General features: G+C 46.6%; 25 protein-coding genes. 10 read left to right on the forward strand and 15 right to left on the reverse strand.

What is annotated here, in order from left to right:
- The first annotated feature begins 44 nt into the window (after positions 1–44).
- A complete protein-coding gene (locus tag ABD031_RS07085; protein ID WP_343849797.1) occupies positions 45–542 on the forward strand; it encodes a GNAT family N-acetyltransferase in 498 nt (165 codons plus the stop codon).
- A 126-nt stretch (positions 543–668) separates the two neighbouring features.
- Here the strand turns inward: ABD031_RS07085 and ABD031_RS07090 are convergent, their stop codons facing one another.
- Entirely contained in the window at positions 669–1442 is a 774-nt protein-coding gene (locus ABD031_RS07090) for a tRNA pseudouridine synthase A (RefSeq protein WP_343849799.1), read from the reverse strand.
- A 105-nt stretch (positions 1443–1547) separates the two neighbouring features.
- On the opposite strand from ABD031_RS07090, the gene ABD031_RS07095 reads away from it, so the two are divergent.
- From ABD031_RS07095 to ABD031_RS07105, 3 genes are all read left to right on the forward strand, one after another.
- Complete coding sequence (locus ABD031_RS07095; RefSeq protein WP_343849801.1) at positions 1548–2120, forward strand: hypothetical protein; 573 nt, start codon at positions 1548–1550, stop codon at positions 2118–2120.
- 30 nt (positions 2121–2150) lie between these two features.
- Positions 2151–2294: a hypothetical protein gene (locus ABD031_RS07100; protein ID WP_343849803.1), complete on the forward strand. Its 144-nt coding sequence runs from the start codon at positions 2151–2153 to the stop codon at positions 2292–2294.
- 151 nt (positions 2295–2445) lie between these two features.
- Positions 2446–2901 (forward strand): PIN domain-containing protein, encoded by a 456-nt coding sequence (locus ABD031_RS07105; protein ID WP_343849805.1) that lies wholly within the window; start codon positions 2446–2448, stop codon positions 2899–2901.
- A gap of 48 nt (positions 2902–2949) precedes the next feature.
- On the opposite strand, the gene leuB is transcribed toward ABD031_RS07105, so the two are convergent.
- The 9 genes from leuB to ilvD form a co-directional block, all read right to left on the reverse strand.
- Entirely contained in the window at positions 2950–4017 is a 1068-nt protein-coding gene (gene leuB / locus ABD031_RS07110; protein WP_343849807.1) for a 3-isopropylmalate dehydrogenase, read from the reverse strand.
- Positions 3986–5545: an alpha-isopropylmalate synthase regulatory domain-containing protein gene (locus ABD031_RS07115; RefSeq protein ID WP_343850101.1), complete on the reverse strand. Its 1560-nt coding sequence runs from the start codon at positions 5543–5545 to the stop codon at positions 3986–3988. The genes leuB and ABD031_RS07115 overlap by 32 nt, the downstream gene beginning before the upstream one ends.
- A 97-nt stretch (positions 5546–5642) precedes the next feature.
- On the reverse strand, positions 5643–6233 hold the full coding sequence (gene leuD / locus ABD031_RS07120; protein WP_343849809.1) for a 3-isopropylmalate dehydratase small subunit: 591 nt from the start codon (positions 6231–6233) through the stop codon (positions 5643–5645).
- Between the two features lie 41 nt (positions 6234–6274).
- Positions 6275–7681: a 3-isopropylmalate dehydratase large subunit gene (gene leuC / locus ABD031_RS07125; RefSeq protein ID WP_343849811.1), complete on the reverse strand. Its 1407-nt coding sequence runs from the start codon at positions 7679–7681 to the stop codon at positions 6275–6277.
- A 2-nt stretch (positions 7682–7683) separates the two neighbouring features.
- The gene (locus ABD031_RS07130) at positions 7684–9192 is read right to left on the reverse strand and encodes a 2-isopropylmalate synthase (RefSeq protein ID WP_343849813.1); all 1509 of its coding nucleotides are present in this window, start codon (positions 9190–9192) and stop codon (positions 7684–7686) included.
- Positions 9193–9212: 20 nt separating this feature from the next.
- On the reverse strand, positions 9213–10256 hold the full coding sequence (gene ilvC / locus ABD031_RS07135; RefSeq protein WP_343849815.1) for a ketol-acid reductoisomerase: 1044 nt from the start codon (positions 10254–10256) through the stop codon (positions 9213–9215).
- Positions 10257–10290: 34 nt separating this feature from the next.
- Complete coding sequence (ilvN, locus tag ABD031_RS07140) at positions 10291–10791, reverse strand: acetolactate synthase small subunit (protein ID WP_343849817.1); 501 nt, start codon at positions 10789–10791, stop codon at positions 10291–10293.
- Positions 10792–10800: 9 nt separating this feature from the next.
- Positions 10801–12495, reverse strand: a complete 1695-nt coding sequence (ilvB, locus tag ABD031_RS07145) for a biosynthetic-type acetolactate synthase large subunit (RefSeq protein WP_343849819.1) — start codon at positions 12493–12495, stop codon at positions 10801–10803.
- A gap of 4 nt (positions 12496–12499) precedes the next feature.
- Positions 12500–14188 (reverse strand): dihydroxy-acid dehydratase, encoded by a 1689-nt coding sequence (ilvD, locus tag ABD031_RS07150; RefSeq protein WP_343849821.1) that lies wholly within the window; start codon positions 14186–14188, stop codon positions 12500–12502.
- A 529-nt stretch (positions 14189–14717) separates the two neighbouring features.
- Here ilvD and ispE point away from each other — a divergent pair.
- The 3 genes from ispE (at position 14718) to ABD031_RS07165 (ending at position 16155) form a co-directional block, all read left to right on the forward strand.
- Positions 14718–15524: a 4-(cytidine 5'-diphospho)-2-C-methyl-D-erythritol kinase gene (gene ispE / locus ABD031_RS07155; protein WP_343849823.1), complete on the forward strand. Its 807-nt coding sequence runs from the start codon at positions 14718–14720 to the stop codon at positions 15522–15524.
- 69 nt (positions 15525–15593) lie between these two features.
- On the forward strand, positions 15594–15836 hold the full coding sequence (locus tag ABD031_RS07160) for a ribbon-helix-helix domain-containing protein (RefSeq protein ID WP_343849825.1): 243 nt from the start codon (positions 15594–15596) through the stop codon (positions 15834–15836).
- 7 nt (positions 15837–15843) lie between these two features.
- Entirely contained in the window at positions 15844–16155 is a 312-nt protein-coding gene (locus ABD031_RS07165; RefSeq protein WP_343849827.1) for a type II toxin-antitoxin system PemK/MazF family toxin, read from the forward strand.
- A gap of 86 nt (positions 16156–16241) precedes the next feature.
- On the opposite strand, the gene ABD031_RS07170 is transcribed toward ABD031_RS07165, so the two are convergent.
- The 5 genes from ABD031_RS07170 to tgt all read right to left on the reverse strand — a co-directional run bounded on the left by ABD031_RS07170 (position 16242) and on the right by tgt (position 21283).
- Entirely contained in the window at positions 16242–16775 is a 534-nt protein-coding gene (locus ABD031_RS07170) for a hypothetical protein (protein WP_343849829.1), read from the reverse strand.
- A 223-nt stretch (positions 16776–16998) separates the two neighbouring features.
- Entirely contained in the window at positions 16999–17916 is a 918-nt protein-coding gene (locus tag ABD031_RS07175; protein WP_343849831.1) for a DMT family transporter, read from the reverse strand.
- Positions 17917–18990, reverse strand: coding sequence for an LptF/LptG family permease (locus ABD031_RS07180; protein ID WP_343849833.1), 1074 nt, complete (start codon positions 18988–18990; stop codon positions 17917–17919).
- 86 nt (positions 18991–19076) lie between these two features.
- The gene (locus ABD031_RS07185) at positions 19077–20150 is read right to left on the reverse strand and encodes an LptF/LptG family permease (RefSeq protein ID WP_343849835.1); all 1074 of its coding nucleotides are present in this window, start codon (positions 20148–20150) and stop codon (positions 19077–19079) included.
- Positions 20151–20152: 2 nt separating this feature from the next.
- The gene (tgt, locus tag ABD031_RS07190; protein WP_343849837.1) at positions 20153–21283 is read right to left on the reverse strand and encodes a tRNA guanosine(34) transglycosylase Tgt; all 1131 of its coding nucleotides are present in this window, start codon (positions 21281–21283) and stop codon (positions 20153–20155) included.
- 119 nt (positions 21284–21402) lie between these two features.
- On the opposite strand from tgt, the gene ABD031_RS07195 reads away from it, so the two are divergent.
- Genes ABD031_RS07195 through rsmG form a run of 3 tightly spaced genes read left to right on the forward strand, consistent with a single transcriptional unit; the run spans position 21403 to position 23788 of the window.
- Positions 21403–22542, forward strand: coding sequence for a glycosyltransferase (locus ABD031_RS07195; protein WP_343849839.1), 1140 nt, complete (start codon positions 21403–21405; stop codon positions 22540–22542).
- Positions 22533–23144 (forward strand): RNA polymerase sigma factor, encoded by a 612-nt coding sequence (locus ABD031_RS07200; RefSeq protein WP_343849841.1) that lies wholly within the window; start codon positions 22533–22535, stop codon positions 23142–23144. Before ABD031_RS07195 ends, ABD031_RS07200 begins: the two co-directional genes overlap by 10 nt.
- Positions 23144–23788, forward strand: coding sequence for a 16S rRNA (guanine(527)-N(7))-methyltransferase RsmG (rsmG, locus tag ABD031_RS07205; RefSeq protein WP_343849843.1), 645 nt, complete (start codon positions 23144–23146; stop codon positions 23786–23788). The genes ABD031_RS07200 and rsmG overlap by 1 nt, the downstream gene beginning before the upstream one ends.
- The last annotated feature ends 63 nt before the right edge of the window (positions 23789–23851 follow it).

Consider the following 23851-nt stretch of genomic DNA (forward strand, 5'->3'; position numbering starts at 1 on the left):
GTCATATCCTCCTTTGCTCGTAAAACGTAATTCTAAAATCGTAAATGGTTCACATCCGCAAACTAGCTAAAGAGGAACTTCCTAAAGTCCAGTCCATCGCTCACCGGACTTGGCCAAGTACTTTTGGAGAGATACTCAGCCCGCAACAGATCGAGTACATGCTAGAGATGATGTACGATCTGCCTGTTTTGGAAACTCAGCAGGAAAAAGGGCACACTTTTTTACTTGCGGAGGAAATAGAAAAAGAGCTGGGCTTTGCGGGCTTTGAAATGAATCATGCAGGTCAGGCGAAAGCCAAGCTGCACAAAATCTATCTTTTGCCGGAGGCGCAGGGAAAAGGTGTCGGCAAAGCGCTGATCCAGGAGGTGGTCGAAAGAGCCAAAGAAGCCGGACAAACCAGCCTCCTGCTCAATGTCAACAAGTTCAACCAAAAGGCCATCGACTTCTATGCCCGAATTGGCTTCGTGGAGATCTACAAAGAAGTAATCGACATCGGCAGCGGCTATGTGATGGATGATGTAGTGATGGAATTTAAACTTTGAAGGAGGCATGACCTGCTGCTTCTGGAGAAGCTGCACAACGGAATGGTTGAAGTCTCCGAGACCTCGAAGGCTTGGGGATATTTTAAAACCTTCCAGATGTCAAAAACCCCAAAGATTTGCCAAAACTCAAAGGTTACGCAGCACCGTTTCCCACAGCACCAATCCATTTGCGGGAGCGGTCGGAACGGTCTCCCAGGGTTCCTCGCTTTTCTCGAGCCTCGCCTGAATCTCCTCCGGAGAGAGATGCCAGATTGCATTGACCATCTTTCGGACCTGATGGTGCAAAAAGCCGGTTCCTGTGACTTCAAAGCAATAAACCCGCTTTGGAAAAAACTCTCCTCGAAACTCCTCCGTCAGGTAAACTTTTGCAGAAAGCACTTCTCTTTCAAAATCTGATTTGTTGGGCGAAGGAGTACAAAAAGCCTTGAAATCATGCTTTCCCAGAAAAAGCGCAGCGTTTTCCTCCATCTGAGCCAGCGAATTGATCTCAAAAACCTGAGTCAAATAGGCGGAAGCAAAGGGATGCATCTCCACCGAATCGCTGAAAAAGTAACGGTAGGTTTTCCGCTCCACCGACTGGATGAGATTAAACTCCCTTGGAACTTCCCTTACTGAATTGAGCCTTATCTCACCTCCCAAATGACGGTTCAGCTCTGGCAGCAACTTTTCCAGTTCTACTTTTTCCCGAAGGAAAAGCTGCGCAAACCCCAGCCTGCAACTCACTCCCGCATCGGTGCGGCTGGATCCCAAGATCGAAAAATCGGCATGTCCCAAAAAAAACCGCAGGACTTTCTCCAGTCTCCCCTGGATGGTGGCTTGGCCCGGCTGCGGCGCCCAGCCCTTGAACCGAGCTCCAAAATAGCTGATGGAAAAGAGGTAAGAATAGGGACGACTTTGCAAGGTGATGGATTTATTGACTCCTGAGGCTTCAGACCTGATCCGCTTTAAGGCCTTGGAGAGTCAGCTTGGGATGACTAACTTCACATAAACCCAAAACTACTGACTATGAAAACATTTCTTAGCATTTTGATCCTAATTGCAGGATTTTCCGCATCGGCTCAGACAGTTCCCTCCAAAGAGATTCAGATCAAGATGGCACTATTGGCAGCACCAGAAGACCAGAGAGCAGGAGCTGCGGTCTATAGCTACGAGGGCGTTCTACTTCGAAAAGGCAGCAATCAGACTGTTTGTCTGGGCGATGACCCAAGCCGGGAAGGGCTTTCGGTATCTTGCTATCATAGCAGTGCGCAGCCCTTTATGGAGAGAGGATGGGCTTTGAGGAAGGAAGGAAAAAGCGCTCAGGAGATCTTTTCAATCCGCGAGGCTGAGGCAAAAGCTGAGACTTTGACACTCCCGGACTACGGAAGCACGTTGTTTGCCTTGGTGGCAGATGAAAAAGATGTGGACTGGAGTACAGGGGAAGCTTCCAACACCTATACCAGATCTGTGGTCTACATCCCTTGGTCAACGGCGGAGAGCACCGGACTTCCCCTTGGGCCTCCCGCACCGGGTCTCCCTTGGATCATGGATCCCGGTACGCATCGGGCACATATCATGATCAATCCACCGAGGAATTGATTGGATTTGGTAAATTTGGAAAAAACAAAAATGGAACTGTCATTAAAAGAGATCTTTGATGCTGCGAAAAAGCAATTTGGTGAGTTGATCAACCTTGAAGAATCTGATTTTCGACTAGAGCAGTTAGAATATAAAAAAGACGACAAATATTGGGAGGTTGTTGTTCTTATTTAGTTGAAAATAAAAACCGTCACCTTCTTCCTAACTCCGCTGTTTCCGCTTTATCGTCCATTCTTTCTTCTCTCCCATTTGAAAGAGTATACAAAAGACTGAAAATCGACGAAAACAAAGAGGTGATTGGGATTTACATGTTCTCAGAGTCGAAATGATTTTTTTAGACACGAATGCGCTGGTACTATTGATAGTTGGTCTTATCGACAAGTCGTTAATATCGTCTCATAAGCGCATTTCGATCTATGAAGTTTTAGATTTCGAAAACCTAGCCGTTCTGGTCGGTGCCTTGGAAAAAATCGTCTGCACTCCGAATGTCTTAACAGAAGTGGATAATTTGTTGAACAACTTTCAAAAAGGTCATCGACGGCAGTACTACGACGTTATAAGAGAATTGATTTCGAGGTCTTCAGAAAGATTTATTGAATCCAAAAGAGTCATCGAACTTAGCCCGTTTTTTGAGTTGGGATTGGCTGATACGGGAGTTTTTGAAATCTGCAAAAAATGTGATTTTCTTGTAACTGGAGATTCCAAACTGGCGGACTACGCCCTAGCTTTTGGGATCAAAGTAGTAGACCTTGTAAAGATTAGAAACGAACGATTGAACTAAAAAACCACCCCATTACTGAGGTGGTTTTTTGTTCTATCTCGATTGGAATTAAGCCAAAATCTTAGCAGCCAGCCAGTCTCCAACTTCGGATGTTTTGTATGCTTTCCCGCCTTCGGCAATATCTTCTGTCACAAAGCCCTCAGCCAAAGACAAGTTGACCACCTCGCTGATCGCCTGGGCTTCTTCTTTCAGCCCAAACCCATAGTCAAACATCATGGCTGCAGAAAGCACAGTTCCCAGTGGATTCGCGATGTCCTTACCAGCGGCCTGAGGGTAAGAACCGTGAATCGGTTCAAATAACTTCACTTTAGAACCCAAGGACGCCGAAGGCATCAAGCCCATGGAACCCGAAATCACAGAAGCTTCGTCAGTCAAAATGTCGCCAAAAAGGTTTTCGGTAATCAACACATCGTAGGCTTTTGGCCACTGGATCAAGCGCATCGCTACGGCATCCACAAATTCGTATTCTACTTTCACGTCTGGGTACTCAGGAGCCAATTCCTGCACGGTTTCTCTCCAAAGTCTGGATGTTGCCATCACGTTGGCTTTGTCCACGCAGGTCAGGAGCTTTCTTCTGCCTTGAGCAGCTTCAAAGCCCATTCTAGCCAGACGAACGATCTCCTCTTTGGTATACACATTGGTATCAAAAGCTTTGGTTCCCTGCTCATTTCGACCTCTTGGCTCACCAAAGTAGATCCCACCGGTCAGCTCTCTGAAGAACACCAGATCCACACCATCTACGCGATCCAACTTCAAGGGAGATTTATGCACCAAAGAAGGGAAAGTAAAAGTCGGGCGCACATTTGCGAAAAGCCCTAGTTTCTGACGCATTCTCAGCAGCCCTTGCTCCGGCCGAACTTTGGCTTTGGGATCATTATCGTATTTGGGATCTCCGATGGCTCCAAAAAGTACCGCGTCAGAAGCGGCGCAGATCTCGTGAGTCGCATCTGGATAAGGATCTCCTGTCGCATCGATGGCGCAAGCACCTACGAGTCCTTCTTTAAAGGTAATCTGATGTCCGAATTTTTGTCCGATGGCTTGCACGACTTTCACAGCCTGAGCCACAACTTCAGGGCCTATGCCGTCACCCGGCAACAGCGCGATATTCATTTCCATAGTAGGTGGATTCTTCTTTGGTATTGGTTTGATTAAAAGATTCGACGATGTTGAGCATTTTTTCGGTGGCCATCATCGCTGCCACGGTCTGGTCAGGGTCAAGCCCTTTCGTTTTAAAGATTTTGCCATAATCCCAGGTAATCACCGTCTCTACAAAGGCATCGGTTTTTCCACCAGGAGGAATGGACACATGGTAATCAATCAGTTTTGGAAGCTCCTTTTTGAGGGACTTATAGATCTTTTTGACCGCCTTCATAAAGGAATCATACTGCCCGTCGCCGGTAGCGGTGGCGTCGTATGATTTCCCATAGACATTCAGGCGAAGCTGAACAGAAGGCTTCAAACCCTTGGAATGGGTCATGTGATACCCTTCGATATGGATATGCTTGGAGATCGAGTTGTTTTGCAACACATCCGAGATGATATAAGGCAAGTCCTCGGTAGTCACACGCTCCTTCTTGTCACCCAGCTCGATGATCCGCTGAGTTACGCGAGCGAGTTCGTCCTTCTCCAAAGAAAGCCCCAATTCCTCGAGATTTTTGAGAATATTGGCTTTACCGGAAGTCTTGCCCAGCGCATACTTTCGTTGACGACCAAAACGCTCTGGAAGCAGGTCACTGAAATACAGGTTTTTCTTGTTATCCCCGTCGGCATGGATGCCGGCAGTTTGGGTGAAGACATTTTCACCGACAACAGGTTTGTTCGCTGAGATATGCTGTCCTGAAAACTGCTCCACCAACTTCGAAACGCGGAAGATTTTTTGCTCTTGCACATTGATCTGAAACTTTGTCAAATCCTTGATCATTGCAATCACCGATTCCAAGGGAGCATTTCCAGCCCGTTCACCCAGTCCGTTCACCGTAGTATGAACCCCTGAAGCTCCTCGAAGGATCCCAGCCATTACATTGGCGACGGCGAGATCGTAATCGTTGTGTGCATGGAAATCAAAGTGTGTTTCGGGATACTTTCCGACAATCAACTCGAAGAAATCCAGAACCTCGACCGGTGAGAGCAAACCCAAGGTGTCGGGAAGCATTATCCTTTTTACCGGTTGCGTGGTCAGAAAATCAATCAGGCTCAAGGTATATTCCGGAGAATTTCGCATGCCGTTTGACCAGTCTTCGAGATAGACGTTGACTGAAACTCCTTTTTCTTGGGCATAAGAAATACTTCTCGCAATTTCAGCAAAGTGCTGCTCGGGAGTTTTTTTCAGCTGGTGAACGAGATGATTCAAAGATCCTTTGGTCAGCAAGTTCAGAACTTTTGCGCCCGCATCCACGATCCAGTTGACCGAGACCGGGGTATCGACGAAGCCCAGAACTTCTACCCGATCCAAATAGCCCCTCTGGGCGGCCCATTGGGTGATCTTGCGAACGCCCTCGAGCTCTCCGTCTGACACTCTTGCGGACGCGACTTCGATGCGATCCACCTTAAGTTCGTCCAACAGGAGCTTGGCAATCTGGAGTTTTTCAGAAGGCAAGAAGGAAACACCTGAGGTCTGTTCGCCATCCCTCAGCGTGGTATCCATGATTTCTATGCGCCTGCCCAGGGAACCCTCCAAGGATTTCAAACCCTTGGAGGGTTGGGCTGCAAGATTTCCAGTGGCCTCCATTTTTGAAAGTTGTTTATTTGGATGCTGTAAAAGCATCGATTTCAGAAGACATGTTCAGCAAATAGTCGATGTCGTCGAAGCCATTTGTCATGTTGTCTTTCTTGTATTCGTTGATATCAAAAGATTCTGACTCTCCGGTAGATAGGAGAGTGATCTTTTGTTCCGGCAAGCTCACCTCGATTTCCGTCGCAGGATCGGTTTGGATCGCTGCAAAGAGCTTATCCGCAAACTCTGCAGAAACGGTCACCGGGAGTACTCCGATGTTCAGGCAGTTATTCTTGAATATATCAGCGAAAAAGCTGGAAACCACGCATCGGAAGCCGTAATCGTAGATCGCCCAAACGGCGTGCTCGCGACTGGATCCGGAACCGAAGTTCTTGCCGGAAATCAGAATCTTGCCGCTGTAGGTGGAGTCGTTCAAGACGAAATCCGGTTTGGGATTTCCCTCGACATCGTATCTCCAGTCTCTGAACAGGTTGTCTCCGAAGCCTTCTCTTTCGGTAGCCTTCAGAAATCGGGCAGGGATGATTTGATCTGTGTCCACGTTTTCGGTGGGCAAAGGAACCGCCGTAGAGCGTAGGACTGTAAATTTATCGTAAGCCATTTTGATCAATTGAAAGATTTGAAAATTGGAAGAATTTAAAATTAATTTTCAAAGACTTCCCTTGGATCGGTAATTTTGCCGGTGACCGCTACTGCCGCTACCGTCAACGGAGAGGCGAGCATGGTACGGGCACCCGGTCCTTGACGGCCTTCAAAGTTCCTGTTGGAAGTCGATACGGCCAGCTTTCCCGCAGGAATCTTGTCATCGTTCATCGCCAGGCATGCTGAGCAGCCCGGTTGACGAAGCACGAAGCCTGCCTCCTCCAAGATCTTCACCAAACCTTCCTCGTAGGCTTGTTTCTCTACTTCTCTCGAACCCGGAACGATCCAGGCCGTGATGTTGTCTGCCTTTCTTTTGCCTTTCACAAACTCAGCAACAGATCTAATATCCTCAATACGGCCATTGGTGCACGAGCCCACAAAAACGTAATCCACGAGCTTTCCTATGACAGACTCACCCGGAGCAAAGCCCATGTAATCGAGCGACTTGAGGTAAGAGGTCTTGTTTGATCCCTCCATACCTTCAGTGGTCGGGATGTTGTCCACGACCTTGATGCCCATACCCGGGTTGGTTCCGTAGGTGATCATCGGCTCGATGTCCGCTGCGTCGTAGTGGTATTCTTTGTCAAATACAGCACCTTCGTCAGTTTTAAGAGTCTTCCAGTAGGCCAATGCTTTGTCCCACTCTTCGCCTTTCGGTGTGTATCTTTTTCCTTCGAGGTAGTTGAACGTGGTCTCATCCGGAGCGATCAAGCCTCCACGCGCGCCCATCTCGATGGACATGTTGCAGATGGTCATCCGAGCTTCCATGGAGAGATTTCGAATCGCAGAACCAGCATATTCCACAAAATAACCCGTAGCACCCGCTGCGGATATCTTGGAGATGATATACAGGATGATATCTTTGGAAGTCACGCCTTTGCCCAACTCACCTTCGACAGATATTCTCATCTTCTTGGCTTTAGACTGCATGATGCACTGCGTAGCAAGCACCATTTCCACTTCGGAAGTACCGATCCCAAAAGCAATGGCACCGAATGCACCGTGCGTAGAAGTATGCGAGTCTCCACAGACGATAGTCATGCCCGGCTGGGTCACGCCCAACTCGGGTCCGATCACGTGCACAATACCGTGATGTGCAGAACCTAGATCATGCAGTTCGATCCCGTGTTTCCTACAGTTCTCACGAAGTCTCTCGACTTGCATCCGGGACAGTTTGTCCTTGATGGTTTGGTCTTGATCGATCGTGGGTACATTGTGATCCGGAGTAGCGATCGTCATTTCGGGATACTTCACACCAATTCCTCTTTTCTCCAAATTGAGAAACGCCACGGGGGAAGTAACTTCATGGATAAAATGTTTATCAATGAAGAAAACATCTGGACCTGCTGGCACGGATTTGACTACGTGTGAGTCCCAGATTTTATCAAATAATGTTGTCTTTTCCATAATTATGCGGTCGCATATTCTTTGACGGGTATTTTGTTGAGCGCATCGACAAAAGCCTGTGCTGAGGCCAAGACGATGTCATTGTTTGAGGCAAAGCCGTAGTAAGGCTTGTCCGACTTGATCAGTCGCATGTGGACTTTAGCCACATCGTCGCTGCCATGGGTAATTGCTTGGATGAGAAATTCCTCAAGTTCTACTTGGGGTTTCACGATTTTCTCGATTGATTTCAAAACCGCATCCACTGGCCCTACTCCACTGGAAGTAGCGCTATATTTTTCGTTTCCGATTTTCAAACTTACCTCCGCATTGATTTCCCCGTTGGAAGTATAGCTGATGTTTTCCAATTCGATAAAATTGGACTCATCCATGTATTTACCGACCAGTTCTAGCAAATCCTTTCGACCGATGTCGCGTTTAGAATCTGCCAAAACCAAGAAGGCTTCATAAACCACACGCAACTCCTCGCCCTCGAGATCCACACCCAAAGCGTCAAGGTGGTGCTTCAATGCAGCCCGTCCGGATCTGGCTGTCAATACGATGGTGGATTCATCCACTCCAACTTCTTTGGGATCTATGATTTCGTAATTTTCCCGATGTTTCAAAACTCCATCCTGATGGATACCCGAAGAGTGCGCAAAGGCATTTCTTCCCACGATGGCCTTGTTAGGCTGCACCGGCATATTCATCAGCTTGGACACCAAACGACTCGTCTTGTAGATCTTTGGCGTATCGATATCGGTGTAGACAGGAATGGACTTGTGCGACTTGATCGCCATCACCACTTCCTCCATGGACGTATTTCCAGCGCGTTCGCCAATCCCGTTGATCGTTACCTCGACCTGTCTTGCTCCATGCTGTACTCCTGAGATGGTATTGGCAGTCGCCATTCCCAAATCGTTGTGGCAATGTGTCGCAATGATCGCTTTGTCGATATTCGGCACGTTGTTTTTCAGGCTGGCGATGATTGCGCCATATTGCTCAGGAAGACAGTAGCCTGTAGTATCCGGAATGTTGACTACAGTAGCTCCGGCTTTGATGACTTCCTCGATGATTCTGCAAAGGAATTCCGGCTCAGAACGGCCGGCATCTTCTGCGTAAAACTCCACATCCTCCACAAATCGCCTGGCAAACTTCACCGCAGCTACTCCCCGGGCAATGATATCCTCGGGAGTAGAGCGGAGTTTGAATTGAATATGGAAAGGAGAAACACCGATTCCTGTATGAATTCGCCCCTTTTTGGCATATTTGAGTGCTTCTGCTGCTACTTCGATATCTTTTTCTACTGCACGGGAAAGTGCACAAATGATCGGGTTGGAAACCGCTTTGGAAATCTCCTGAACGGAGAGGAAATCCCCCGGGCTAGAAATCGGAAAGCCTGCCTCAATAATATCCACGCCGAGCGCTTCAAGCGCTTGTGCAACAACGATCTTTTCTTGGGTGTTTAATTGACACCCGGGCACTTGTTCCCCGTCACGCAGGGTCGTATCAAAAATCCACAGCTTTTCACTCATAATATCTGGGGTTTGGGTTTTTAGTTATTTTCTGGTCTCAACTGACGGACGACCGCACCGGCCTGCCACATTTCAGAATCTCTCAATTCCTTCAATTCAGCCTCAAGTTTTACTCTGTAGTCTGATTTTGAATTAGAATCGATTGACTTTTGGGCTTCTTTCCCTGTCTTTACAGAATCGTAAAGCGCTTCGAATACCGGCTTGGTTGCGTCTCGGAAAGGCTTCCACCAGTCCAATGCACCTCTCTGTGCGGTAGTGGAGCAGTTAGCATACATCCAATCCATTCCGTTTTCTGCTACCAACGGCATCAACGACTGGGTCAATTCCTCAACAGTTTCATTGAACGCTTCGGATGGAGTATGACCGTTTGACCTTAATACTTCGTACTGGGCTGCGAAAATACCTTGGATGGCTCCCATCAATGTACCTCTTTCGCCTGTCAAATCAGAAGTCACCTCACGGTAAAAATCTGTCTCGAACAAGTATCCTGAACCAACGCCGATACCCAAAGCAACAACGCGGTCTTTGGCCTTGCCAGTTCCATCTTGGAAGATCGCATAGGAAGAGTTCAAGCCTCTGCCTTCGACGAACATTCTTCTCAAAGAAGTCCCTGAACCTTTTGGAGCGACCAAGATCACGTCCACGTCGGCAGGAGGAATGATGCCGGTTTTTTCCTTGTAAGTCACGCCGAAACCGTGTGAGAAATAAAGCGCTTTACCAGGAGTCAGGTGTTTTTTAACAGTTGGCCAAAGGGTAATCTGACCGGCATCAGAAAGCAAGAATTGGATGATTGTTCCTTTTTCGCATGCTTCTTCGATTTCAAACAGCGTTTCACCCGGAACCCATCCATCAGAGATGGCTTTGTCCCAAGTCTTGGAGCCTTTTCTCTGCCCCACGATCACGTTGAAGCCGTTGTCCTTCAGGTTGAGCGCCTGACCTGGTCCTTGAACACCGTAACCGAGTACCGCAATTACTTCGTCCTTGAGCACCTCGCGGGCTTTTTCCAATGGGAATTCTTCCCTGGTAACTACGTTTTCTTCAACTGATCCGAATTTTAATTTCATAAGTTTATAGTTTGATTTTTCTTGGGTTGAGTTTTTACTTGATAAATGATTCGATGGTAAGCATTCGCTTGGCGACTGCGACCCTGCCTGATCTGGCAAATTCCAAAAGGCCATAGCCTTTAAGGATTTCCAGTAGCTCCTGAGTTTGTTCTTTGTGCCCGGTGAGTTCCAGGACCACAAATTCCGGTTCAGCAGCGATGATTTTGGCGTTGTGCTGGCGGATGATTTTTTCCAATCCTCCATCCAAGCGGGAAACCGGGATCTTATAAAGTGCGATCTCCTGATACACCACTCCTTCGTCCTCATGGTAAAACGCTTTGATCACATCGATGATCTTCTCGATCTGATTCACCAGTTGGATGACGGTGTCTTCGTTAGCGGTCACCTCGATGGTGATCCGATGAATGCCCGAAAGGCGGCTTTCTGAGGCGGTCAACGCATCAATATTAATCCCTCGTCGGGTAAATATGATGGTGATCCTGTTGAGAATTCCGATGAAATTCTCGGTGATAACGAAAATAGTGTAACGCTTCATAGGTTTGGATTAGGATAGTCTGACCTCTTCTACCGAGCAGCCTGTCGCGATCATCGGGAACACGTTGTCTTCCTTTTCGACTACCACTTCCAGGAAGAATGGGCCGTCATGAATGAACATATCCTCAATGGCTTCTTTTAGGTCAACCCGGTCAGAAACTTTTTGAGATTTGATATTGTAGGCTTCGGCAATCTTGACAAAGTCGGGATTGTCTAATTCTGTAAAGGAATAGCGTTTGTCAAAGAACATCTGCTGCCACTGGCGCACCATTCCAAGGTAGTTGTTATTCAAAAGCACGATTTTCACCGGTGCCTTGGTCTGCATGATGGTGCCCAATTCTTGGACAGTCATCTGGATTCCCCCATCACCTACCACACAGATCACTTGACGAGAGTAGTCGTGAAGTTGTGCTCCGAGCGCTGCAGGAAGCGCAAATCCCATCGTTCCCAATCCCCCGGATGTGACTTGGGTTCTAGGTTTTTTATAGTTAAAATACCTCCATGCAATCATCTGATGCTGTCCCACGTCCGTGACCAAAACTGCGTCGTCGGCTTTGTATTGGTTGATCTGATGAATCACTTCGCCCATGGTCAAGCCAGCCTTCGTCGGCATGATGTCAGGCTGTACGACCGCAGATTTTTCCTGCTGCTCCAGTTCACGGAATTTGGCCATCCAGGACTCATGCTTGCTTGAATCCACAGCAGCAGTCAACAAGCCCAAGCTTTCTTTGCTATCACCGATGACGGCCACTTCTGCCTTTACATTTTTGTTGACTTCAGCCGGATCAAGTTCCAAATGAATGACTTTCGCTTGCTTGGCATAGCGCTTCAGATCTCCAGTTACCCGGTCGTCAAAACGCATCCCAACAGCAATCAGTACATCACATTGATTTGTCAATAGATTTGGCGCATAGTTACCATGCATACCAAGTTTACCGACATAATTAGGATGATCCTGAGGAAGTGCGCCAGATCCCAACAGGGTCGATGCAGCGGGGATACCTGTTTTTTCCAAGAAAGACTTCAACTCTACTTCTGCTTTCCCCAAAACCACTCCTTGGCCAAAAAGCAAATACGGACGCTCTGCCCTGTTGATCAATTCAGCTGCTTCCTGGATCTTAGTTTTCTCGACAGGAACGTAGGTTCTGAAGGATCTGAACCCTAAACAAGGGACGTAGTTAAACTCGCCGAAATCTGTCTGCGCATTTTTGGTAATGTCTATCAATACCGGCCCGGGTCTTCCCGAACGGGCAATAAAAAAGCCTTTCGCAATCGCTGGCGCAATGTCTTCTACCCTACGAACTTGAATGTTCCATTTGGTGGCTGGCATAGAAATCCCCACCACATCAGTTTCCTGAAAGGCATCAGTCCCCAATAAATGGGCTGCCACCTGACCAGTAATGCACACCAAGGGAGTGCTGTCTATCTGTGCATCTGCAAGCCCTGTGATCAGATTGGTTGCACCAGGTCCCGAAGTCGCAATACAGACACCTACTTTCCCTGAGACACGTGCGTAACCTTGGGCAGCGTGGATAGCTCCCTGTTCATGACGGGTCAACACATGCTTGACCTGATCATGGTAATCGTATAAGGCATCATACACCGGCATAATTGCTCCACCGGGATAGCCAAAAATAATTTCTGCCTGCTCCGCGATAAGTGACCGGACAACTATGTCCGCACCTCTGATCATCATGTCCTTCATAGGCTTAAAATTTGTCTGTTACGCAACCTTCTGAAGCGGTTGCCACAAGTTTGTTGTATTTTTTGAGAGTGCCTTGTAGGCCTTCTATTGTTCTTGGTATCCACGTAGTTCTACGCTTCGCAAATTCTTCCTCCGAGACGGCAACAGACAGTTCCAATCCGTCTGCGTCAATAGTGATGATGTCACCATCATTCAAGAGGCCAATCGGCCCACCGCACCAAGCCTCAGGAGTAACGTGACCTACGACAAATCCGTGAGTCCCGCCGGAGAATCTTCCGTCAGTAATCAAGGCAACATCAGACCCCAGGCCAGCACCAATGATCATAGAAGTAGGCTTAAGCATCTCCGGCATTCCTGGAGCGCCTTTCGGTCCAACACTTCTGATCACTATTACATCGCCTGACTTCACCTGATGATCACGGATAGCGTCATTGGCTTCCTGCTCAGAGTCGTACACTCTGGCTGGCCCGGTGAAGGAAGTTCCTTCCTTGCCCGTGATCTTAGACACCGCTCCTTCAGGAGCTAAGTTCCCCTTCAAGATACAAAGATGTCCGGTCTTCTTTATCGGAGTTTCAACTGGGTGAATCACGTTGACCATCGAGGGGACAATCGGGTCGACATCTCTCAGATTCTCAGCCAATGTCTTGCCGGTAACGGTCATGCAGTCTCCATGAAGGAATCCTTTTTCCAGGAAATACTTCATAAACGCCGGCAATCCACCTTGCTCATGCAGATCCTCCATCATGAATTTGCCAGAAGGCTTGAAGTCACCCAACATCGGCGTTACGGCATTGATCGCCATGAAGTCTTCTAGCGTAAAAGCTACTCCGGCTGTTTTCGCGATTGCCAGCAAGTGCAATACCGCATTGGTACTGCCGCCCAGAGCGACTGTAACGCGTACGGCATTTTCGATGCTTTTGCGAGTGACGATGTCTTTTGGCTTGATGTCATTTTCCAAAAGGATCCGCATATACTTATTAACATCTTGGCATTCTCTAAGTTTCTCAGAAGAATTGGCAGGATAGGAAGCCGAATAAGGAAGAGACATTCCCATGGCTTCGATCGCCGAGCTCATGGTGTTGGCAGTGTACATTCCGCCGCAAGCCCCTTTGCCGGGGCAGGCATTGCGGATCACTCCGTCGTAATCTTCGTCGGAGATATTGCCCTGCACCCTTTTTCCAAAAGCTTCGAAAGCTGAAACGATGTTCAACTTTTCACCTTTATAATTACCCGAGGCAATGGTCCCGCCATACACCAAGATGGACGGACGGTTGATGCGAAGCATACCCATTACTGCACCCGGCATATTTTTGTCACAGCCAGCGACTGCGATACATGAGTCAAAGGAGTGGCCTAGGATGAATGACTCAATGGAATCAGCGATGATCTCTCTGGACACCAACGAGTAACGCATCCCAAGTGTACCCATCGACGTACCGTCCGAGATACCGATGGTATTAAAAACCAAACCGGTCAGATCATATTCCTGGGAGGATTGTTTGATCAGACCGGCGAAGTCGTTCAGATGCATATTGCAGGGGTTACTCTCATAGCCACAACTCGCTATCCCTACAAAAGGCTGTTTCATCTTCTTATCGCTCAATCCAGTGGCGTATAGCATGGCTTTGCCAGCCGGATGCTCGTCGTTGTCACTGATTTCCCAACTGTATTTCTTAAGATTTCTAGGGGTCATATTGCTGATAAATAAAAAAGTGCCTCAGGTCGGTGAGGCACTTTAGATTTTTATATACTGGATTATAATGGTCTAATGCCTCACTTCGAAAATCCGACGAGAATAATAATGCTTAGGAGGACGACCAAAGGTAAAGACATATCGCGATTTGAGGTTTGATGCTTCGATTGCGAATCACATGACAATATTAAAACCCAATCTTGAGACTTACAATATTTAATTCTCTGCAAATCCTTTTTAACAGACTTTAATATTAGGGAAAAATATTTTTTATGAAATATTATTTCGATTTTTTTAACTTATCGAAATCTATTTTTCAAAAACCTATCGAAAAAGAAGGCTTGTCGAAATTTTGTATCGATTTCGAGATAATTCAAATTTTTTGAAAATTTATTCTCTTTTAATTAAGAAAAAAAATGATACAATGACAAATACCTAAAATTTGTCGGAAAGATTAAAGATTTACCAATGGTAGGTCAGTATTCTTTGTAAAACTAATTCAGCTATTTTTGCCCAAACACTTTTCTAGATGATCACTTTTCCGAACGCAAAAATCAACCTCGGCCTTCATATCACTTCCAAAAGAAAAGATGGCTACCATGACATCGAAACCTGCATGGTTCCGATTCCGCTTGTCGATGCGCTGGAGATGGTCCTCGATAAGAAGTCCAACTGGAACTCGACGGGACTGTCGATTCCAGGAGAATTGACAGACAATTTGATTCTAAAAGCGGAAAAACTGCTGAAGAAAGATTTCCAAGGCCTTCCCAATCTTAATATCCATCTGCACAAAAAAATCCCGTTAGGAGCGGGTTTGGGTGGAGGGTCGGCAGATGGCGCCTTTGCGCTAAAACTGATGAGCAATTTGTTTGACCTCCACCTTGATGATTTTTTCCTGGAGGAATACGCGGCGCAATTAGGAAGTGACTGCCCTTTTTTCATAGCGAATACACCACAAATCGTCCGTGGAAAAGGCGAAGAATTGAGTCCGGTTGACCTGTCGTTAAACGGAGTTTATTTAGTTTTGATCAATCCTGGCATTCACGTTGGCACCAAGGAAGCCTATGCAGGCGTGACGCCGTCCGTGCCAAAAGTAAAGTTGGAGGTAGTGCTTGCCGACCGCAGCCGCTGGAAGAATGAATTGGTCAACGATTTCGAGCCAAGTGTCTTTGCTGCCTATCCTGAAATCGGGGAGATCAAAGAGAAAATGTATGCTTCAGGGGCTTTCTATGCGGCGATGTCGGGCTCAGGCTCTTCAGTCTTCGGGTTGTTTGAGGAAAAGCCATCCGCAATCGAATGGCAGAACGGCTATTTCCAATTTGAGACATTATTGTAAGTCACTAAAAATAAATTAATTATAAACCGAAAGAGTTTTTATATTTGTGTTTCATAAATATAAATCGCAATGGCAACTTTCACCAGTACACTTCCTGACGATCTGCTTCAGCGACTCGCTGACTATGCGAAGAAGCTTTCTCTGCCCAAAAATAAGCTGATCGAAAATGCGCTCACTCTCTATCTCGATCATCTGAAGCGGGCCGAATATGTCAAATCCTATCGCATTGCCGCCGACGATGAAGATATTCTGATGGTTGCCGAAGAAGGAATGGAAACCTATCTCAAGCAGATCAACGATGAGGCAGGGTGAAATCTGGATGTCTGACCTCAATCCGGTCGTCGGATCGGAGCAGTCCGGAAGGCGACCGGTCGTGATCCTGAGCGGAAACCTGATGAATAAGTTTCTGAAAGTGGTGATCACAGCGCCTCTGACGTCCAAGATCAAAAACTATCAGGGAAATCCGATCTTAGAACCTTCTCCAAGAAATGGATTGAAGATGACCTCCGAGCTAATGGTCTTTCATATCCGATCCATTGCGAAGGATCGATTGATCGAGAAAATCGGAGATATCCGAGAGGAGGAATTGAAGGAGGCTCTGGCGACGTTGAAGGATATCACGACGCTTTGAGGACATAGACAAAAAATGGGTCCCATTCCAAATCTGAGTACGCATGAAAAAAAAGGATACCAGCCGCTCGGACTGGCATCACTCTTCTAGGGCCAGAAACTCACCCCGACACTGTTTCTGCTATAACCCTGAAGGGTAATATATTCAAAATCATAGGTCAGATAGAATGAAAAGCCTGAGATCCGAACCGGAACTAAAGCCTTACCGCCCGCACCTAAACTTGGACCATAGTAGTCCCCCTCTCCATTCAACGGTTTACATATTCCAAGAGCCGGGCCTAGGTAGACGCGCCTTTCTCCCAAGGAAATTGTCTTGATCAGGAAATTAAACCTCGCATTGAGACTTACTCCCTCGTAGGTATTCCTCAAGTCATAGTGTTTTTCCTTCTGATTTAAGTATAAAGCACTGGCCTCAAGTCCAAATCTTCCGAGCTTAACTTCTCTATACACGCCAAAACCCAATCCTCCCCCAATCTGATTGGGTTTGGTATAGCTATTATCGCTTTGCTCTGTGAAAACGCCCAAGATCTGATATTGAAATTTCTTTTCCTGTCCTTTTGACACGAACGGAACCAACAACATCATCACAAAAAAAGAGATAGCGAAAGAATATTTCATCATGGTTGAATCTGTAGCTTATATCCGATGAAATTCTCCAAATTCATATTTGCATCAACTGCGTCCGGAATCTCCTGGCAGCCAAATAATCCAAATAGTAGGACTAGAGAGAGAGAGAGAGAGTGATTTGTTTTTCATACTCACGTTTTTAAAAGTTAGGTTAAAAATATTTTCACTGCTATTTAACTATTAGTCTGGAATTTCCAAGCATCCAACAAAAATATAGTTACCCCAACGGACGAACGGGCTTTTTCCTCCTGTTCCAATAATTCATCATCGGATAGAGAAGCACTGAAATCAAAATGATCAGCGTTCCAAGGTAAAACTGAGGCGTCATTTTTTCGCTTTCTCCAAAGATCAAAACAGCGAACACAATCCCATAAACCGGCTCTAGGTTGTACGTCAAGTTGATCGGAAAAACCGGCAATCGTTTCATCAAGTCCACTGAAACCGAAAAAGCGTACACGGTGCAAACCCCGGCTAAAATAAACAGCCAAAGCCAATCAAAACCTTGCCATCCCCAGTGAATCGAATGGCTTTCACTCCAAAACTCCGCATAGATGAACATAAAAAGCAAGGCGAAAAGACAAGCTGCACCCATTTCATAAAATGTGATTTGGTAGGGGCTGTGCTTTTGGGTGAGACGTCCGTTGAATACAGAAAAAAGCGCCGCTAAAAGCGCCGACATCAAACCCACGGTCAGGCCAAGCCAATATCCAGTCTCAAACTGAAAGATCACCAGCAGGCCGGAAATCACTAGCAATCCCAGCGCCACCTCATACCACTTGATTTTGGTCCGATTGACTAGTGGATCGACAAAAGCCGTCCAAAGTGAGGTAGTCGCCATGCCCGCCAAACATACCGAAGCGGTCGAAAGCCTCGCTGACCAAAAAAATGAAATCCAGTGAAGAGATACCAGCAGGCCTACGCCAGAGATTTTCAGCATGTCTGAAGTTGACACCTTAAGTTTTTTCTTTCGAAATACAGCAACTAAAGCCACTCCAAAAGTCGCTATTAGCGTGCGGTAGAAAACCAACTCAAGTGAAGGAAGACTGATCAAAAGTCCCAAAATCGCAGTAAAACCCCAGATCAATACAATGAAATGAAGCATCAGATAGTCCTTGATGGTAGCCTTACCGATCATCTATCTTGGGACAGTTTTGTACAGCAACAGCCCCATGGCGGCAAAAATAATGTTAGGCAGCCAAACCGCGAAAATGGGGTATTCCGTTCCGTTTTCGGCAAAGGTGCGGGAAAGAATAAAGAGCAGGATATAAACGAAAGCGAGCAAAAACCCCATGGCAATCTGAAAGCCGGAACCTCCACGGGATTTTCTGGCAGACATGATCACCCCTATAAATGTCAGGATCAGCGCCGCAAAGGGAGACATAAAACGCACATACCGCTCGATCCGATAAAAGTTAACATTGTCAGCTCCTCGATCCTCCAAAATCTTGATCTGCTTACTCAATTGCGGCAGCTTAAGGGTTTCGTGATGATTGTCGGGAAGGTCAAAATCCGCCGGAGAGATGGACAAAACGGTATCCAATTTTTCACCGACGACATACTCTTCTCCCCGCTCTTTGATGGTACGAAGTCTCCAGTTTTCCAGTCTCCAGACATTCTTGGCGGTGTCCCATTGGATTCTGTCTGCACCGAGCTTAGCGATCAGTTGCCCGTCACGAATCTCCTCCAAGGTGAAAGTGTACCCTGTGTTACTCGTCTTATAATATCGGGTAAGATAGGCGTAGGCATTGGGGCCGACCTTGATGTGGATATTGGGATCGGTGGATGCCCTACCTTTATCCAAATAGGCGACTTTGAACTCGGAAACTCCCGCTGTCGCACCCGGCAGCACCCACCCATTCATCAAAAAACTAACTCCACCAATCATCGCTGCCGCGAGCAGAAAGGGTCGAAGCATTCGCACAAAACTCACCCCAGAACTCAAGATCGCCACGATCTCTGTTCTCCCCGCCATCTTGGAAGTGATAAAAATGACTGCAATAAATACCGTGATCGGCGTCAGAAGATTATTGAGGTACAGACCGTAGTTCCCCATGTATCGAAGAATCTCCCCGGCAGGCACTGAATTTCTGATATAAGCATCGTTCTTTTCCGTAAAGTCCAATACCAACACAATCAGAATCAACATGACTACCACGAAAAAGTAGGTCTTCAGAAATTCCTTTATGATCAATTTGTCGAGAATCTTCATGTCTAATGCCTGCCGCTTTCTTTTTCCACCTTTTGGATTTTCCAAATGGCAATGTATACTATCAGGATTCGTCCCTCACCTGACATTTACTTAGGGACCGTCTTATACAGCACCAGTCCCGCAGCTGCAAAAATAATATTCGGCAGCCAAACGGCGAAAACAGGATATTGGGCGCCGTTTTCTGCAAAGGTACGTGAAAGGATAAACAATAGGATATAAACAAAAGCCATCAAAAATCCCATGGCGATCTGGAATCCGGAGCCTCCCCGGGATTTGCGGGCAGACATGATCACTCCGATGAAAGTAAGGATCACCGATGCAAACGGAGACATCAGTCGCACATACCGCTCTATCCGATAAAAGTTGACGTCATCAGCTCCACGATCCACCAAGATTTTGATTTGCCTGCCCAACTCCGGCAACTTGAGCGTTTCATAATGCTTGTCGGGCAGGTCAAAATCCGCAGGAGTGATGGATAGAACGGTATCCAACTCCCCGCCTACAGCGTGATCTTCTCCCCAATCTTTGATGGTGCGCAGCCTCCAGTTTTCCAGCCTCCAGACATTGGTAGCGGTATCCCACTGAATTCTATCTGCGGAAAGCTTGGCCAAAAGCTGACCGTCTTGAATTCGTTCCAAAGTAAAATTTGAACCGGTATTACTGGTTTTGTGAAACTGGGATAAATAGGCGTAAGTATCGGGACCTACCACGAGGTGAAGATTTCGATCCGAAGTTGTTATTCCTTTGTCCAAGTAAAGAACCTTAAACTCAGACATACCTGAATTAACTCCTGGCAAAACCCAGCCATTCATCAAGAAACTAACCCCTCCGATCAAGGCTGCTGCAAAAAGAAAAGGCAACAACATACGGACAAAACTTATCCCCGAACTCAGGATTGCCACAATCTCCGTTCTTCCAGCCATCTTGGAAGTGATGAAAATCACCGTGATAAATACGGTGATCGGAGTCAGAAGATTATTGAGATACAGTCCATAATTACCCATGTATCGGAAGATCTCCCCGGCAGGAACCGAATTTCGGCTGTAGGTATCGCTCTTTTCCGTAAAATCCAAGACCAAGACAACTATGACCAGCATCACCACCACAAAAAAATAGGTCTTGAGAAACTCCTTGATGATCAGCTTGTCGAGGATCTTCATGCTTAAAGTCTGGCGCTGACTTTCTTCACCATCTGATCTTTCCACACCGCAAAGTCTCCAGCCAGGATATGTTCTCTAGCCTGACCCACCAGCCACAGATAAAAACTCAGGTTGTGGATGCTGGCAATCTGAGCTGCCAAAATCTCCTTGGAAACGGTCAGGTGCCGCAAATACGCTTTGGAATAAAAAGTACTTGCATAGTTTCCGATCGCTGGATCGATCGGAGTAAAATCATCCTTCCATTTTTCGTTTCGAATATTGATGATTCCTTCGGAGGTAAACAGCATTCCGTTTCTGGCGTTGCGAGTAGGCATCACGCAATCAAACATGTCAACTCCCAATGCGATGCACTCCAGGATATTGGCGGGAGTGCCAACTCCCATGAGGTAGCGGGGCTTGTCAGATGGTAGGATATCCGTGACCAATTCCGTCATCTCATACATCATCTCCGCAGGCTCCCCGACCGAAAGTCCGCCGATGGCATTTCCCTGTTGCTCTCTGGACGCGATATACTCTGCACTTTGCTTGCGCAAATCCTTATAAACCGAACCCTGAACAATTGGGAAAAGCGTCTGACTATAGCCGTATTTTCCCTCGGTAGCATCAAATCGATCAATGCATCGACCCAGCCAACGATGGGTCATGCCCATGGAATTGCGCGCATAGCCATACTCGCAGGGATAAGGCGTACACTCGTCAAAGGCCATGATGATATCTGCCCCGATCGTCCGCTGGATATCCATCACATTTTCTGGGGTAAAATGATGCTTTGACCCGTCAATGTGTGACTTAAACATGACTCCGTCTTCCTTGATTTTACGGGTGCCTGAGAGCGAAAAAACCTGGTATCCTCCGCTGTCTGTCAGGACTGGACGATCCCACCCGTTGAATTGGTGCAAGCCACCTGCTTTTTCCAACACCTCAAGTCCTGGCCTCAGATAGAGATGATAGGTATTTCCCAGGATAATCTGGGCTTGAATATCTTCTTTGAGTTCACGCTGATGGACGGCTTTCACAGTACCAGCAGTGCCTACCGGCATGAAGATCGGTGTTTGTATTACTCCGTGGTCAGTGATGATGGTGCCGACGCGGGCTTTGGTATGGGGGTCCTTTTGTCCTAGCGTAAACTTCATAGTGAAATCAGAGCCTGTAGAAATCCTACAAATCGCCCCATTTTAGCCTGCAAAAATATCCACTTATTCTTAAATGACTTGCTGAAATTGATTTTATATTTGCCCAGCAAAATCGACCTATGGGCCTATTTTTACTCTGGTTTTTCTTTGGCATCGGCATTATCATTCAGGCAGTTTACTTATTGGTGATATTTGGTCGAACCGCCTGGTTCAAATCATCCTCAAAATCTTCGAAAAACCAAAACCCTGAAGAGGGTGTGACTGTCCTTGTGGCCGCTCACAATGAGTTTCAAAATCTCAAGATTTTGATTCCCAAGCTATTCGAGCAAGACTATCCCAAGTTTGACGTGATGATTGTCAACGATCGAAGTACGGATCGCACTAAGCGTTTGCTGGAAGAGATGATGGGAATTTATCCCAAACTTCGCTCCGTCACCATCAAATATACCCCCAAACATGTCACCTCGAAAAAATTTGCGCTTACGCTAGGTATCAAAGTGGCCAAAAATGACGTCATCCTATTGACAGACGCAGACTGCATGCCCACAAGCAACCAATGGATTCGAAAAATGACCGCACCGGTGAGGGAGGATAAAAAAATCTTCTCACTCGGATTTTCCAACTATGAAATCAAACCTAGCCTATTGAACCGATGGATACAATTTGAGACCATCCTGACGGCGCTTTATTATTTTTCATTTGCACTCTGGAAATCGCCCTTTATGGGAGTGGGGAGAAATCTCTGCTACCGCAAAAGTTTCTTTATGGGGGTGAAAGGTTTCAAAGGAATCTGGCACTTGGAAGGCGGCGACGACGATCTGTTCGTCAATCAATATGCAACCGGGCAAAACACAGCCGTCGTTTTGGATCCCGAGGCGAATACAACCTCAATCCCAAAAGAGACCTGGAAAGAATACCTGGTTCAGAAAAAACGTCACCTCCATGCCGGCAAATATTACCGAGGAGAAAACAAAAGAAAGATTGGGCTATTTCCGCTTTCTCATGGACTTTTCTGGGTTGGTGGCGTCGGATTGCTGTTTTATTTCGGAATAGGAACCCAATGGGAACAATTTGCCGCCGTTTTGGGTATTATTCTTTTACGATCGTTTTTAGTCCTGCAGATTTTCAATTCTGCTTCTAAAAACATTCAAGGATCCGCGCCTCCAATGAATATCCTGTTCAATGATTTTATGTATTTGGGTTATTTTTGGATTTTGGGATCAGTATCTTACCAGGCAAAAGACATCCAATGGAAATAAACGAACGCGGTTTTTCGAATAAAGCTCTCGAGGATTTTGATCTGATTGACCGGGCTGTCTTGGAAAAAGACCAGCAGGCCTATGCGATGCTGATGAAGCGATACAAGAAGGCTGTTTATTTCATGATCCTAAAGATGATCCGCGATGCAGATGACGCAGAGGATCTGACAATGGAGGCTTTCGCCAAAGCATTCCGTAATTTGGAGCGCTTCAAAAAAGACTACACCTTTTCCACCTGGCTGTTCCGCATTGCCACCAACAACACCATTGACTTTATCCGGAAAAAAAAGCTCAAAACCATGAGCCTCAACAACACCCTTTCGGATGACAGCGGAAACTCCGTCAACATCGATGTGGAAGATGATGACAACAATCCTCAAGATGAATTCATCAAAACTCAGCGGATCGAGATGGTAAGGATTTTTGTAGACAAACTTCCCCCAAAATATCGCACGCTGGTTCGTCTACGCTACTTTGACGAACTTTCCTACGAGGAAATTGCTCAAGAGCTCGACAAACCACTCGGCACGGTCAAGGCCCAGCTCCACCGCTCGCGTGAGCTTTTGTACGAAATCGCCGCTGGCAAAGAAAAACACATCTGATGAATCCTGGCACCACGCTGATCCTTTCTTATTTTCCCAACCTGAGCGAAAAGCAAATCCAGCAATTTGATCGTTTGCAGGAACTCTATGACGACTGGAATTCCAAGATCAATGTGATCAGCCGTAAGGATATGGAGCAGTTTTACGTCCATCACGTGCTGCATTCATTGGGTATCGCCAAGGTGACAACTTTCCAGCCTGGCACCAAAATTCTGGACATCGGCACAGGAGGAGGTTTTCCCGGCATTCCCTTAGCGATACTTTTCCCGGAAGCGCATTTTCATTTGGTAGACTCAATAGGAAAGAAAATAAACGTGGTCAAAGAAGTGACCAAAGCGCTGAAGTTATCCAATGTCGAAGCGCAGCAGGCTCGTGCCGAAGAGCTGGTGAGAAAGTATGATTTTGTGGTCAGCCGCGCCGTCACCCGAATGGCCAATTTCTACCCTTGGGTCAAAGGCAAGATCAAGCTGGAAGACTTCAACGAATTCCAAAACGGAATCCTATATCTCAAAGGCGGAGACGTGGACGAAGAAATGGAGGAACTGGACAAATCCTACGTGAGCTATCATCTGGAAGATTACTTCAAGGAGGCTTATTTTGAGACCAAAAAAGTGGTCTATATGCCTTGGGAGGACAAGAGGTGAAAACTTATTTTTTTTAAATTTTAGCACAAAAAAAACCGGTAAATGAATTGGATTTCATGGGCT

The sequence above is a fragment of the Algoriphagus jejuensis genome (assembly GCF_039523455.1).
In the GTDB taxonomy this organism is placed as follows: domain Bacteria; phylum Bacteroidota; class Bacteroidia; order Cytophagales; family Cyclobacteriaceae; genus Algoriphagus; species Algoriphagus jejuensis.